Below are 12275 nucleotides of genomic sequence, written 5' to 3'. Positions count from 1 at the left end.
AGATGAACCAGGACGGTAACCAGACCGAAAGCGGCCAGGGTGGAACCGGCTCAATTGACCAGTTCTCGGTCGAAAGCGTCTACGCCGAACTGCTGAGCCGGGCACCGGAAAACAAGATGGAGCCCCGCATGGCTCCACTGTTCCGGGCGATGGAGATCCTGGGCGAGCCGAACAAGGCCGTCCCGATCATCCACATCACCGGTACCAACGGCAAAACCTCAACGGCGCGGATGATCGAGGGGCTCCTGCGGGCGCATGATCTGCGTACCGGCCGGTACACCAGTCCTCACCTCTCGCGCGTGACGGAGCGGATCAGCATCGACGGCGATCCCGTCTCGGATGAGACGTTCGTGCGCGTCTGGGATGAGATCCGGCCCTACCTGCAGATCGTCGATTCCGAACTGGATGCATCGGGTGAACCGCGGTTGACCTACTTTGAATGCGTCACCATCCTCGCATTTGCCGTCTTCGCGGACGAGCCGGTGGACGTTGCCATCATCGAGGTGGGGCTAGGAGGCATCACTGATGCCACGAACGTCGGCGACGGCGTCGTGTCAGTCGTGACACCGATCTCCCTCGACCACACTGAGCTTCTGGGCGACACGCCCGGGGAGATCGCCATCGAGAAGGCCGGGATCATCAAGCCGGGCGGATTCCTCATCAGCGCTGCGCAGCCAGCCGACGCGGCTCAGGTGCTGCTGGAAAAGGCGCGTGAAACCGGCGTCGAGTTCCGGTTCGAGGGAGTTGAGTTCGGTGTGGAGGACCGGCGCATCGCCGTCGGTGGTCAACAGGTGACGTTGGCCGGAATCGCGGGCCGCTACGAGGACCTGCTCGTTCCGCTCCACGGCGAGCACCAGGCACAGAATGCGGCCGTCGCCGTGGCCGCCGTGGAGGCGTTCCTCGGCGGCGGGTCACGGGAGCTCGATACCGACGTTGTACGGGACGGGCTGGGCGCCGTCACCTCACCGGGCCGGCTGGAACTGGTGCGCACCGCCCCCAGCATCCTCGTGGACGCGGCCCACAACCCTTCCGGTGCCCGGGCGTCGGCCAAGGCGATCAGTGAGGCCTTCGAATTCAGCAAACTCGTTCTGGTGTTCGGTGCCCTCGGGGACAAGGACGCCGGAGCCATCCTCAGCGAACTGCATGATGAACTCGGCGGGGTGCTCGAGGACATCTGCCTGACCCAGTCGACCTCACCGCGCGCCATACCTGCCGAGGAGCTGCGGCGGGTGGCGCTCAGCGCAGGTTTCGCCGACAATCGCATCCACGTTGCCGAGCGTCTGGACGATGCCCTCGAGTGGGCCGTCATGGCCGTCGAGGAGGGCGGCGAGCTCGGTGGCGGCATCCTGGTGACGGGTTCAATCACAGTGGTGGGCGAGGCCCGCACACTCCTGGGCAAGTAGGGGAGGGTCCATGGCTCGCCAGACCAAAGCGCAGCGTGAGTGGCGCCCCGGAATGCCGAAGAAGCGGCGCTCCATCAAGGTGATGTTCGCGTCCACGGTGCTTCTGCTCGAAGCCTTCGTGGTCCTGTTCGCGACCCTGGTGGTCTTCGGTCTCCGTTCGGACACCATCCCGGTGGGCGTGATCCTGGGCGTCGGGCTCGCGCTCAGCGTTGCGCTTATCGCCGCCTGCGCACTGCTCACGAAGCCTTATGGAATATTGCTCGGCTGGGTGTTGCAGGTCCTGATCATCGCAACGGGCATTGTGGAACCGATGATGTTCATAGTCGGCGTCCTCTTCGCGCTCACCTGGCTGTACGGGATTCGCACCGGTGCGCGGTTGGACCGCGAGAACGCGGAGCGGGACCGGGCGCAGGCCGAGTGGGAGCGCGCGAACCGCGCCGACGACGACGGCGGTCCGCAGGCCGTTTAGTAGAGTCGACGTGGACCTGACCGGATCACCGGTCAAAGCAAGACATAATCGGAGGAGCAAAATTGAGTGCTGAGCGGACCCTGATACTGGTCAAGCCCGACGGCGTTGCCCGCGGGTTGTCCGGGACCATCCTTTCCCGGGTGGAGGCCAAGGGCTACAAACTTGTCGACCTGAAGCTGGTTAGCGCCACCCGCGACATCCTGGAAGCGCACTACGCCGAGCATGTGGGCAAGCCCTTCTATGAGCCACTCGTCGAGTTCATGCTGAGCGGCCCCGTGGTTGCTGCAGTCTTCGAGGGCGAACGCGTCATCGAAGGCTTCCGCTCGCTGGCCGGAACTACGGAACCGACGACGGCGGCGCCCGGGACCATCCGCGGTGACTTTGGCCGCGACTGGGGACTTAAGGTTCAGCAGAACCTCGTGCACGGGTCAGATTCGGCCGAATCGGCTGAGAAGGAAATCTCGATCTGGTTCAGCTGACTCCAGCGCGGCGTTTCTGGCTTCCGCCTGAGCCCCCGGACTGATTGGTAGCGTGGTGCCATGACTAAATACCGCAGACTTGGCACATCAGGCTTGAGTGTTTCGGTGGTCGGCCTGGGGTGCAACAACCTGGGCCGGACCGGGACCCCTTCTGAATCGCAGCGAGGCGCCGCCGCCGTCGTGACTGCCGCCCTGGAAGCAGGAATCACCCTGTTCGACGTCGCGGATTCCTACGGCCGGTCTCCCGGCGTCAGCGAGGAACTTCTCGGTCGTGCATTGGGCCGGAACCGTGACGACGTGGTCGTTGCCACCAAGTTCGGACTTGATCTCAAAGGCGCCAACGGTCCGGACTGGGGCGCGCGTGGCTCGCGGCGCTACATCCTGAAGGCTGTGGAAGCTTCACTGAAGCGGCTGAACACGGACTGGATCGACCTTTACCAGTACCACGCACCGGATCCGTCGACGCCGGTGGACGAGACCCTCGCTGCGCTGGACCAGCTCGTCCAGAGCGGAAAAGTGCGTTACATCGGGCACTCGAACTTCGCCGGCTGGCAGGTAGCGGAGGCCGAGTATGGCGCTCGCCAGCTCGGTACAACGCGATTCATCTCCGCACAGAACCACTACAACCTGCTGGAGCGCGCGGTCGAGCGCGAGGTTGTTCCGGCGGCGCAGTCCTACGGGCTGGGCCTTCTCCCATACTTCCCGCTGGCCAATGGGCTGCTGACCGGAAAGTACGCCGCGGGGGACGCACCCACGGGCAGCCGACTGACACACACCCGGACCAATCTGCTCGACCAGGCGAATTGGGAGCAGTTGGCCAACTTCAGCGCGTATGCCCGTGCACGCTCCCTGACCGAGCTGGAAGTCGCGTTCTCCTGGCTTGCCAGCCGACCCACCGTGTCCAGTGTGATCGCGGGAGCAACAAAACCCGAGCAGGTTCGGCAGAATGCCGAGGCAGCCCGATGGGTTCCCTCCGCGGCTGACCTCGACGAACTGGATTACATCTTTCCGTCGGGGGCGTAACGGGATCTGGCCTGCTCGGTGCGTTTGCAGCCCTCAGGTCAGTGAAAGGTCTTCCCATTGACGCGCGTCGACGCTCCCACCCTGTCGAGGTAGGGCGTGATGCCGCCGAGGTGCATGGGCCACCCCGCACCAAGGATCATGCAGAGATCGATGTCCTCCGGCGCCGTGGCGACACCCTCCGCGAGCATACGGCCGATCTCGTCGGCAAGGGCATCCTGCGTGCGCCGGAGCACCTCCACGCTCGACGACGGTGACGTGCCGAAAGTGAGCATTGCAAGCGTGGATTCGGGCACTACGTCGTTGCCGGCGTCGTCCTGTTCCCACAGTCCCTTCTTCCCGGCGTCGATCAGGATCTGTTGGTTGCGGGAGAGGTAGAAGCGGTCGCCGAAGGCGGTATGCAGTGACTCCTGCACATGCTGGCCCACCGGCAGGCCTACAAGCGCGAGCAGCTTGAAGGGCGTCATGGGTAGGCCCATGGAGCGCAGCGCATTGTCCGCGGTGGCCGCATCGGTGCCTTCATCGTACGCAGCGGTGATCTCTCCGAACATGCGCCCGAGTATCCGGTTCACCACGAAGGCCGGAGCATCCTTCACGAGCACCGCGTTCTTCTTGAGTTCCTTGCCGACGGCGAACGCAGTTGCGAGCACCTCATCAGCGGTGCGCGGCGCCTTCACAATCTCGAGCATGGGCATGGCGGCGACCGGGTTGAAGAAGTGGAAGCCGACGACCCTCTCCGGATGCTGGAGGTCTTCAGCCATGGCGGCGACAGAGAGCGACGAAGTGTTAGTCGCCAGGATGCACTCGGCGGAGACCACCTGCTCAACTTCAGCGAAGACTGCCTTCTTGACGCTCAGCTCCTCGAATACTGCCTCGATGACGAAGTCGGCGTCGGCGAAGACGTCCTTCGAGACCGACCCGGAGACGAGCGACTTGATGCGATTGGCCTTGTCGGGGGAGAGCCGCTTCTTTGCCACCATCTTGTCGGCTTCCGAGTGAACCCAGCCCACCCCCTTGTCCACCCGAGTCTGATCAATGTCGGTGAGGACAACAGGAACGCTCAGTTGACGGGCAAACAGCAGTGCGAGCTGGCTGGCCATCAGGCCGGCTCCCACCACACCGACCTTGGTTACGGGCCGGGCCAGCGATCGGTCCGGTGCGCCTGCCGGGCGCTTCGCCCGCTTCTGTACGAGGTCGAGGAAGGCATACACCGTGTCGTGGAACTGGGGCGTGAGCATCAGCTCAGTCAGGGCTTCGCATTCGGCCGCAGCGGACTCTGCCTGCGTCCGGTCCCTGGCCGCCTCGAAGAGGTCCAGAACCTTGCCGGGCGCAGGAGCGGCGTTCGAGGTCTTTGCCTCCACGAACGCGCGGCCGGCCGCGGCTGCCGCTTCCCACTCGCCGTCGTCGTACTGTGACAGTGCAGCGCGACGCTCCGCTATGTCGGAAGAGTCAGCCAGAGCGTCAGCCGCCCAGCGGACTGACTCCTCGAGGAAATCAGCCGGTTCGAACAGTGCGTCAGCGATACCGACCTCATAGGCTGAGCGCCCGTCGAGGGTGCGGTTGTTGCTCAGCGGATTCTCGATCATGATCTTCACTGCGGCGCGGGGGCCGGTCAGCCGGGGAAGCCGGTAGACCCCTCCCCATCCCGGAACCAGACCGATGAAGGCCTCGGGGAGCCCAATACCGTTCGCGCCGGTTGAGACGGTGCGGAAGTCCGCGGCCAGGGCGATCTCGAGTCCGCCGCCCAGAGCCACACCGTTGATGAAGGCGAAGCTCGGGACACCAAGGGAACCGAGGAGGTTGTACGCTGTATGGCCAAGTTCCGCCATAAGGCGACCGTGTTCGGCAACCTTCAGTGATTTGACCGTGGACAGGTCCGCTCCCGCTGCAAGGAAGTACGGCTTGCCGGTCAGCCCCACTGCCGCGATATCACCTGCCGCCGCACGGGCCCGCAGGCTCTCGAGCGTTCGGCCGAACTCAATGAGCGTGCTGGGTCCCAGTGTTGTGGGCCGGTTATGATCCAGCCCATTGTCGAGGGTGATGAGTGCCATTGTTCCGGCGCCGCCGGGAAGCGGGACATCCTCCACGAGCGAGTGCGTAATGACTTCGTCCGGGACCAGGGCAGCCAATTCCTCGAAGCGATCGAAACTCATGCTGCTTCCTCCGTCGTGTTTCCTGAGTAGTCTGCGTGGTGCGGGTTTTCCCAGATGACGGTTCCGCCCATGCCCAGTCCGACACACATGGTGGTGATGCCGTAGCGGACCTGCGGGTCTTCTTCGAACTGTCGCGCCAACTGAGTCATGAGGCGCACTCCCGAAGAGGCAAGTGGGTGCCCTACGGCGATAGCTCCGCCATAGCGGTTCACGCGGGGGTCATCGTCGGAAATGCCGAAGTGGTCGAGGAATGACAGGACCTGGACCGCGAACGCTTCGTTGATCTCGAACAGGCCGATGTCATCGATTGTCAGGCCGGCCTGGTTCAACGCCTTTTCGGTAGCCGGAACGGGGCCGATGCCCATGACCTCCGGTTCGACGCCGGCGAACGCGTAGGCGACCAGACGCATCTTCACGGGGAGCCCCAGTTCGGCTGCGGCATCAGCGGAAGCAAGCAGCGCCGCCGTGGCTCCGTCGTTCAACCCTGCCGCGTTGCCGGCAGTGACCCGCCCGTGAGGGCGGAACGGCGTGCGGAGCGTTGCGAGGTCCTCGACCGTTGTGCCCGGCCTCGGCGGCTCGTCATGCTGGCTCAAAGTCCAGCCGGAGCCCGGCTTTCTGCCGGCAACGGCAACGAGATCCGGCTGGATCTGGTTCCGTTCATATGCTGCCGCGAGCTTGTTCTGACTTGCTGCCGCATACGAGTCGGCGCGTTCCCTGGTGATTGCCGGAAACCGGTCGTGCAGGTTTTCGGCGGTGTTGCCCATGTTCAGTGCTGCGGGATCCACCAGGCGTTCGGAGAGGAACCGCGGGTTGGGATCTGTACCTGAACCCATGGGGTGGTTGCCCATATGTTCAACACCGCCTGCCACGACCACGTCATAGGCGCCGAATGCGATTCCCGAGGCCGTCGTTGTCACGGCGGTCATGGCGCCGGCGCACATGCGGTCGATGGCGAATCCAGGCACGGTTCGCGGCAGTCCCGACAGAAGGGCCGCGGTACGGCCGATGGTCAAACCCTGGTCGCCCGTCTGCGTGGTGGCCGCGATGGCGACGTCGTCGATCCGTTGGGGCGGCAGGGAAGGATTGCGCCTCAGGAGCTCCCGTATGCACTTGACCACCAGGTCATCCGCCCTGGTGCCGGCGTGAATCCCTTTTTCTCCGGCCTTCCCGAACGGGGTCCGGACGCCGTCAACGAAGACGACATCCCTGATCTGTTGCCGTGCTGCTGTCGCTGGTGTAGGCACAATCGCTCCTCATCGAGTTACCGGGACAGCCCTTATGTTACTCGCCGGTAACATCACGCTGCAACATGCGGTGCCTAGTGCGTCGGCGCCTTCTGTTGCTTCGATTGTTTCGATTGGAGGGGGTCCGGATCGAGGAACGCCACCGTGATCACCGCTGCCACCTGCTCAATCTGCCAGGCGCGGGCCCCGAGGTCAGCCAGCGCGACAGAAATCGAGTCGAGATCGATCGGCATCGGCGGACGCCATGCGAGCCGCCGCAAATAGTCAGGCGTCAACAGGTTCTCCACCGGCATGTTCAGTTTCTCGGCAACCGCTGTGATACGCGGTTTAGCAGTCTGAAGGCGTGCAGCAGCGGCCGGATCCTTCTCCGGCCACACCCGGGGCGGGGGCGGAGCATTTGTAGGGAGCTGGAGTTCGGGGAGATCACGGGTTGTACGCGCCGCCGAGATGCATCGTAGCCACCGCGGCGCTTCCCTTTGGGCTGCTCGTCCGTGGAAACCGTTGACGGCCAGCAGCTGAGGGACCGTTTGCGGCATTGCCTTCGCCGCGGCCACAATCGCGGCGTCAGGAATCAGGCGTCCGGGAGCGACGTCGCGCTTCTGCGCCAGCATCTCCCTCTCCTGCCACAGTTCGCGTACAGCGGCGAGCTGCCACCGGTCGCGGACCTGATGAACGCCGGACGTTCGCCGCCAGGGATCGGTTTTCGGCGCCGACGGCGGGCTGGAGCGGATGTACTCGAACTCTTCCTCGGCGATCTGTTGCTTGCCGCCCTCGACCAGCACCTCGGTAAGCCGGTCACGAAGCTCAACCAGCACCTCCACGTCCAGGGCTGCATAGCGGAGCCATGGTTCAGGCAATGGGCGCTGGGACCAATCTGCGGCGGAATGTTCCTTGGCGAGGGTGAAGCCGAGCAGATGCTCAATGACCGCGGCCAATCCGACGCGGGGAAAGCCTGCCAGCCGGGCTGCAAGCTCGGTGTCGAACAGTTTGTCCGGCCACATTCCGAGCTCGGAAAGACACGGCAGATCCTGCGACGCCGCATGCAGGATCCATTCCACGCCCGAGAGTGCTTCATTAAGAATGCGCAGGTCCGGGAATGGTTCCGGGTCAATCAGCCATGTTCCGGCGCCTTCCCTGCGAATCTGCACCAGGAAAGCACGCTGCCCGTAGCGGAAGCCAGACGCGCGTTCCGCGTCCACGCCTGCCGGGCCCGTCCCGGAAGCGAGCGCACGTGCCGCCCGTTCCAGACCTGCCTGGGTGTCGATGACGAAGGGAACGCCGTCCTGCGGTTCATCAAGAAGCGGCAGGACAGGGGTCGGATCGGGAGTGGATGCGCCGTCGCCTGGGATGCGGCTGTCAGGCTCGGAGTGCACGGTCATGATGATGCAAGTCTAACCGGGTGACCCGGAAGATCCGGGGAATCTCTGCGTGTGCGCGGTGACGGGGCTGTAGTAGCGATGGGGTTCTAGTTCCGGCGCCGGTTCGGTAGTGCCGCCACGCCCTCCGGCAGAGGAGGAAGACCAGCGAAGGTGCACACCATATCCGCCCACGCCTCCAGGTGTTTCTGGACGCTGCCCGATTCGGGAGTCCAGGATGCCCGCAGCTCAATGTCGATGGTGTCCGTGCGGTCGGCCAGGGACCCGTAACTCTCAGACAGTATGCGCGTCGCCGTGCCTCCGGCGGACCTGTAGGTGGCGTCATGGTTCTGCAGTGCCTCGACCAACCAGGTCCACGCTACCGATCCGAGCAGTGCGTCATTGCCCATATCCGGCTCCAGCTGAGCGCGGATGTAAGTGACGATGCGGAACGTTCCATCCCAGACTTCGGAGCCTTCGGGATCGTAGAGGAGGATGAATCGGCCGGTGGCGAGCTCTTCGGCATGGTCATGCTGGAAGGCGGCCCGAGCCGGCCCGTGGACGGGAAGCGGACCGGGCTGGGCATCCTGCAGTACTTCGGCTCCAAGCGCCACTGCGTAGGGCGCGAGGCGGGAGGGAGCCGGAATCTCGTCGAGGCGAAGCTCGTTGCGGCATCTCGCCTGCCGTAAATCGGCCAGGGCTTTAAGGAATTCAGGGGGAACCTGCGAGAGGTCACCAATTGCACTCACCTTCGCAGGTTAAACCCAAATCGGCTTCCCGTGCGGACAGCCACGCCGCACAGGCGGGCAAACAGGCGCTGTTCAGGCCGAATGGCAGAAATCAGGCGCTGCCGGCTTCGCGGCGGATGGCCTCCGCGAAAGCATCGACGTCCTCTGGAGTCGTGTCGAAGGTGCACATCCACCGAACCTCGCCGGTCGCCTGGTTCCAGTCGTAGAAGCGGAACTGTTCCCGAATCCGGTCTGCGGCTCCAGAGGGGAGGATGGCGAAGACTGCGTTCGCCGTCGTCGCCTGGGTGAGCTTTACGCCGTTGATTTCGGAGACGGCAGCGGTGAGGCGCGCCGCCATGGCGTTGGCATGTGCGGCTGAGCGCAACCACAGGCCATCTTCCAGCAGTGCGACCAACTGCGCGGACACGAACCGCATCTTGGAAGCGAGCTGCATATTCATCTTCCGGAGGTACTCCAGGCCGGTTGCTGCAACCGGGTTGAGCACGACCACGCATTCACCGAACATGAGTCCGTTCTTCGTCCCGCCGAACGACAGGATGTCCACTCCGGCGTCTCTGGTGAAGCTTCGCAGCGGCACGTCAAGCGCGGCAGCGGCGTTGGCGATGCGGGCTCCGTCCATGTGGAGGTGCATGCCCCTGGCATGCACGTGGTCGGCGATCGCACGGACCTCTTCGGGTGTGTACAGCGTGCCCAGTTCGGTGGTCTGGGTGATGGAGACTGCGAGTGGCTGTGCCCGATGTTCATCGCCCCAGCCCCAGGCTTCCTGATCAATCAGTTCCGGAGTCAGTTTTCCGTCGGGCGTGGGCACAGCCAGAAGCTTGATCCCGCCGATGCGCTCTGGGGCGCCGTTCTCGTCCACATTGATGTGCGCCGTCTTGGCGCAAATGACCGCACCCCAGCGCGGCAGGAGGGACTGAAGGCTGAGTACGTTCGCTCCGGTTCCGTTGAACACGGGGTAAGCGAGGGTGCCTTCTCCGAAGTGCTCCCGCATGAGTTCCTGCAGCCGGCTGGTGTAGGCGTCTTCCCCGTAGGCGACCTGGTGGCCCTCATTGGCAGCGGCCAGCGCGGCCAGGACCTCGGGGTGCACACCGGAATAGTTATCCGAAGCGAAGCCGCGCACGTTGGGATCATGGAGTCGGGCAGGAGCGGAAATGGTGTCAGTCACTAGTCCAGTATCTCGTATCAGGGAGCCGTGTAGGGGCATCAGCGGTCAGATCAAGCCGCTGGCCGTTGACGACTGCGGTCGGAAGTTCGAACAGGCCGGTCATCGCTACGGCCAGGTCTGTGACATGGGTGTAGCCAGGAAAACGGCGATCGGGGCTTTCGGCACGCATCCTGTCATCGACAAGTGCCTTGACCACCACGATGGATGCGGCACCGCGTGCTTCCCCGTTTGATCCGAACTCCTGGGCTACCGCACGCATCCACGTTTCGGCCGCGGCTTTGACCGCAGCGTACGAGGCGCTGCCGGCGGTAGGAGAATCCACGGCTGTGGCCGAAACAATCGCGAGCCTGCCGCGCGGGGACTTTGCAAGATCGCCGATGAACGCTCTTGAGGTGTTGCGGAGGGTGGTGAGCACGGAACGGTGGAGGAAGTCGTAGTCCTCGTCTGACTGCCCTGCAATCCCGGTGCCCCCGCGCCAGCCGCCCACCAAATGCATGAGCCCGTCCACAGTGGTCCCACCCGCGCGGAGGTCCTGAGCCAATGCCTGCACCGCAGAGAAGTCCGTAAGGTCGCAGGTCCGCAGGTCGACGGACTGAAGATGCCCAAGGGATCGGTCCAGGCGCCTGGAATCGGAGCCGACCGCGACGATGTGAGCACCGGCCGCGAGGAAGGCCTCCGCCGTGGCTATGCCTGCCTGGCTGGTTGCGCCCGCAATGAGTACGTTCAGCCCCGAAAGATCAGGGGACCCCGTCATGCAGTCGCTCCGGTGATGCCGGCAGTTGATTCGATGATGTCCTTCATCTTCCTGTCGAGCGCCTCGAAGAACATCGACAGCGGGAATTCGTCATCGAGGACCGCGTCGGTGAGTCCGCGTGGAGGGCCGTCCAGGGGCAGCGCGTCGGGGCCCTTCGCCCACACCGAAACCGGATGCGGTGTGACGGTCTCGGAGACCAGTTCGTAGGCCGCGAGCCAGTGCGCGATTTTCGGCCTGTCGATCGACCGCCAGTACAGCTGTTGAATCTTCTCACCCAGCGCAATGACGACGTCGGGGACTTCCTCCCAGTCAATGGTCAGGGTGGTGTCTGTCCAGTGCAGGACATGGTGCTGGTGCAGCCACGCGAAGAGTAACTGTCCGCCGAGGCCGTCGTAGTTCCGCACGCGGCTGCCGGTGATTGCGAAGCGGAAGATGCGGTCGAAAATGACCGCGTACTGGACCAGGCGGGCATGGCGGCGGGCCTCGTCGGAGGCGTCGTCGTCGGCTGCTATCTTCACGGACTCGCGGAAGGCCGTGAGGTCGCACCGCAGCTCCTCGAGCGAGTACAGGAAATACGGCATACGCTGCTTGATCATGAACGGATCGAACGGCAGATCACCGCGCATATGCGTGCGGTCGTGGATCAGATCCCACATGACGAAGGTCTCCTCCGCCAGTTGCTGGTCCTCGATGAGCTGTCGGGCTTCTTCGGGCAGCTCGAGGCGGGTGATACCTGCCGCTGCCGTGACCACGCGGCGGAACCGCGCCGCTTCCCGGTCGGCGAAGATAGCGCCCCAGGTGAACTGTGGTGTCTGCCGTACCGCAACGGTCTCGGGAAACAATACGGCCGAATTGGTGTCGTAGCCCGGCGTGAAATCAAGGAACCGGATCGGAACGAAGAGCTTGTTCGAGTACGCGCCCGACTCAAGCTCAGCAATGAAATCGGGCCACAGAACTTCGATGAGGACTGCTTCGACGAACCGGTTGGAGCTGCCGTTCTGCGTGTACATCGGGAAGACGACGAGGTGCCGGCGTCCATCGACCCGATCAAGCTGCGGTTGGAACTCCACCAGGGAGTCGAGGAAATCGGGCACGCCCATTCCGGAAGCCTTCCACTGCGCGAAGTCGCGCAGCAATGCCTCGTGGTATCGGGCATCGTGCGGGAAGAGGGAACTCAGCTCGCGGATTGATTCAATGATGGTGTCTACGTGGCCACCCGCAGCAGCGACATCGGTCGGCTCTGCGATCGATCCGTCCTTCGCCTGAAGCGTTTGCAGCGAGCCTGCCGCATGCTTGAGCTGCTTCCATGCCGGGAGGTTCTCCGGGCTGTTGGATGGCTGGCGGCGGACGTCGGAGTCGAGCGTCTGGGTCACGATTTCCCCTCAGATGTAGGTGAGCTGTTCTGTTGTCACGAGCGTAACAACAGAACAGCTCAGCTGATCCTTGAGAAGTACAAGAGTAAGTAAGTCTTATGTGTTACGACG

The 12275-nt window shown here is 63.9% G+C and carries 11 protein-coding genes; 4 read left to right on the top strand and 7 right to left on the bottom strand.

Translation table 11 applies throughout. The features are described from left to right. The first annotated feature begins 2 nt into the window (after positions 1–2). The 4 genes from AC4D2M_RS10475 to AC4D2M_RS10460 all read left to right on the top strand — a co-directional run bounded on the left by AC4D2M_RS10475 (position 3) and on the right by AC4D2M_RS10460 (position 3374). Positions 3–1403 carry a bifunctional folylpolyglutamate synthase/dihydrofolate synthase gene (locus tag AC4D2M_RS10475; RefSeq protein ID WP_490891786.1) on the top strand — a complete coding sequence of 467 codons (1401 nt, stop codon included), beginning with the start codon at positions 3–5 and terminating at the stop codon, positions 1401–1403. Positions 1404–1413: 10 nt separating this feature from the next. Further along, positions 1414–1872: a DUF4233 domain-containing protein gene (locus AC4D2M_RS10470; RefSeq protein WP_490891712.1), complete on the top strand. Its 459-nt coding sequence runs from the start codon at positions 1414–1416 to the stop codon at positions 1870–1872. Positions 1873–1934: 62 nt separating this feature from the next. After that, positions 1935–2351 carry a nucleoside-diphosphate kinase gene (gene ndk / locus AC4D2M_RS10465; protein WP_490891711.1) on the top strand — a complete coding sequence of 139 codons (417 nt, stop codon included), beginning with the start codon at positions 1935–1937 and terminating at the stop codon, positions 2349–2351. A 60-nt stretch (positions 2352–2411) separates the two neighbouring features. Further along, the gene (locus AC4D2M_RS10460; RefSeq protein WP_490891710.1) at positions 2412–3374 is read left to right on the top strand and encodes an aldo/keto reductase; all 963 of its coding nucleotides are present in this window, start codon (positions 2412–2414) and stop codon (positions 3372–3374) included. A 38-nt stretch (positions 3375–3412) separates the two neighbouring features. On the opposite strand, the gene AC4D2M_RS10455 is transcribed toward AC4D2M_RS10460, so the two are convergent. From AC4D2M_RS10455 to AC4D2M_RS10425, 7 genes are all read right to left on the bottom strand, one after another. Continuing rightward, on the bottom strand, positions 3413–5524 hold the full coding sequence (locus AC4D2M_RS10455; protein WP_490891709.1) for a 3-hydroxyacyl-CoA dehydrogenase NAD-binding domain-containing protein: 2112 nt from the start codon (positions 5522–5524) through the stop codon (positions 3413–3415). Continuing rightward, a complete protein-coding gene (locus tag AC4D2M_RS10450) occupies positions 5521–6768 on the bottom strand; it encodes a thiolase family protein (RefSeq protein ID WP_490891708.1) in 1248 nt (415 codons plus the stop codon). Before AC4D2M_RS10450 ends, AC4D2M_RS10455 begins: the two co-directional genes overlap by 4 nt. A 74-nt stretch (positions 6769–6842) precedes the next feature. After that, entirely contained in the window at positions 6843–8147 is a 1305-nt protein-coding gene (locus tag AC4D2M_RS10445) for an HRDC domain-containing protein (RefSeq protein ID WP_490891706.1), read from the bottom strand. Positions 8148–8233: 86 nt separating this feature from the next. Then, the gene (locus AC4D2M_RS10440) at positions 8234–8863 is read right to left on the bottom strand and encodes a DUF3000 domain-containing protein (RefSeq protein WP_490891784.1); all 630 of its coding nucleotides are present in this window, start codon (positions 8861–8863) and stop codon (positions 8234–8236) included. A 100-nt stretch (positions 8864–8963) separates the two neighbouring features. Further along, entirely contained in the window at positions 8964–10037 is a 1074-nt protein-coding gene (locus tag AC4D2M_RS10435) for a threonine aldolase family protein (protein WP_490891705.1), read from the bottom strand. After that, entirely contained in the window at positions 10030–10791 is a 762-nt protein-coding gene (locus tag AC4D2M_RS10430) for an SDR family NAD(P)-dependent oxidoreductase (protein ID WP_490891704.1), read from the bottom strand. The genes AC4D2M_RS10435 and AC4D2M_RS10430 overlap by 8 nt, the downstream gene beginning before the upstream one ends. Beyond that, positions 10788–12164 carry a DUF6421 family protein gene (locus AC4D2M_RS10425; RefSeq protein WP_490891703.1) on the bottom strand — a complete coding sequence of 459 codons (1377 nt, stop codon included), beginning with the start codon at positions 12162–12164 and terminating at the stop codon, positions 10788–10790. The genes AC4D2M_RS10430 and AC4D2M_RS10425 overlap by 4 nt, the downstream gene beginning before the upstream one ends. Between the last annotated feature and the right edge of the window lie 111 nt (positions 12165–12275).

This window comes from Arthrobacter sp. TJ-270 (assembly GCF_058269075.1).
The sequence above is the reverse complement of the archived record's forward strand: the minus strand, read 5'-3'. Positions and strand labels throughout refer to the sequence as shown.

What these genes read in the sequence shown, in the direction of transcription:
- AC4D2M_RS10475 (WP_490891786.1), top strand. Translation starts at nt 3, where the DNA reads ATGAACCAGGACGGTAACCAGACCGAAAGCGGCCAGGGTGGAACCGGC.
- AC4D2M_RS10470 (WP_490891712.1), top strand. Translation starts at nt 1,414, where the DNA reads ATGGCTCGCCAGACCAAAGCGCAGCGTGAGTGGCGCCCCGGAATGCCG.
- AC4D2M_RS10460 (WP_490891710.1), top strand. Translation starts at nt 2,412, where the DNA reads ATGACTAAATACCGCAGACTTGGCACATCAGGCTTGAGTGTTTCGGTG.
- AC4D2M_RS10455 (WP_490891709.1), bottom strand. Translation starts at nt 5,524, where the DNA reads ATGAGTTTCGATCGCTTCGAGGAATTGGCTGCCCTGGTCCCGGACGAA.
- AC4D2M_RS10445 (WP_490891706.1), bottom strand. Translation starts at nt 8,147, where the DNA reads ATGACCGTGCACTCCGAGCCTGACAGCCGCATCCCAGGCGACGGCGCA.
- AC4D2M_RS10430 (WP_490891704.1), bottom strand. Translation starts at nt 10,791, where the DNA reads ATGACGGGGTCCCCTGATCTTTCGGGGCTGAACGTACTCATTGCGGGC.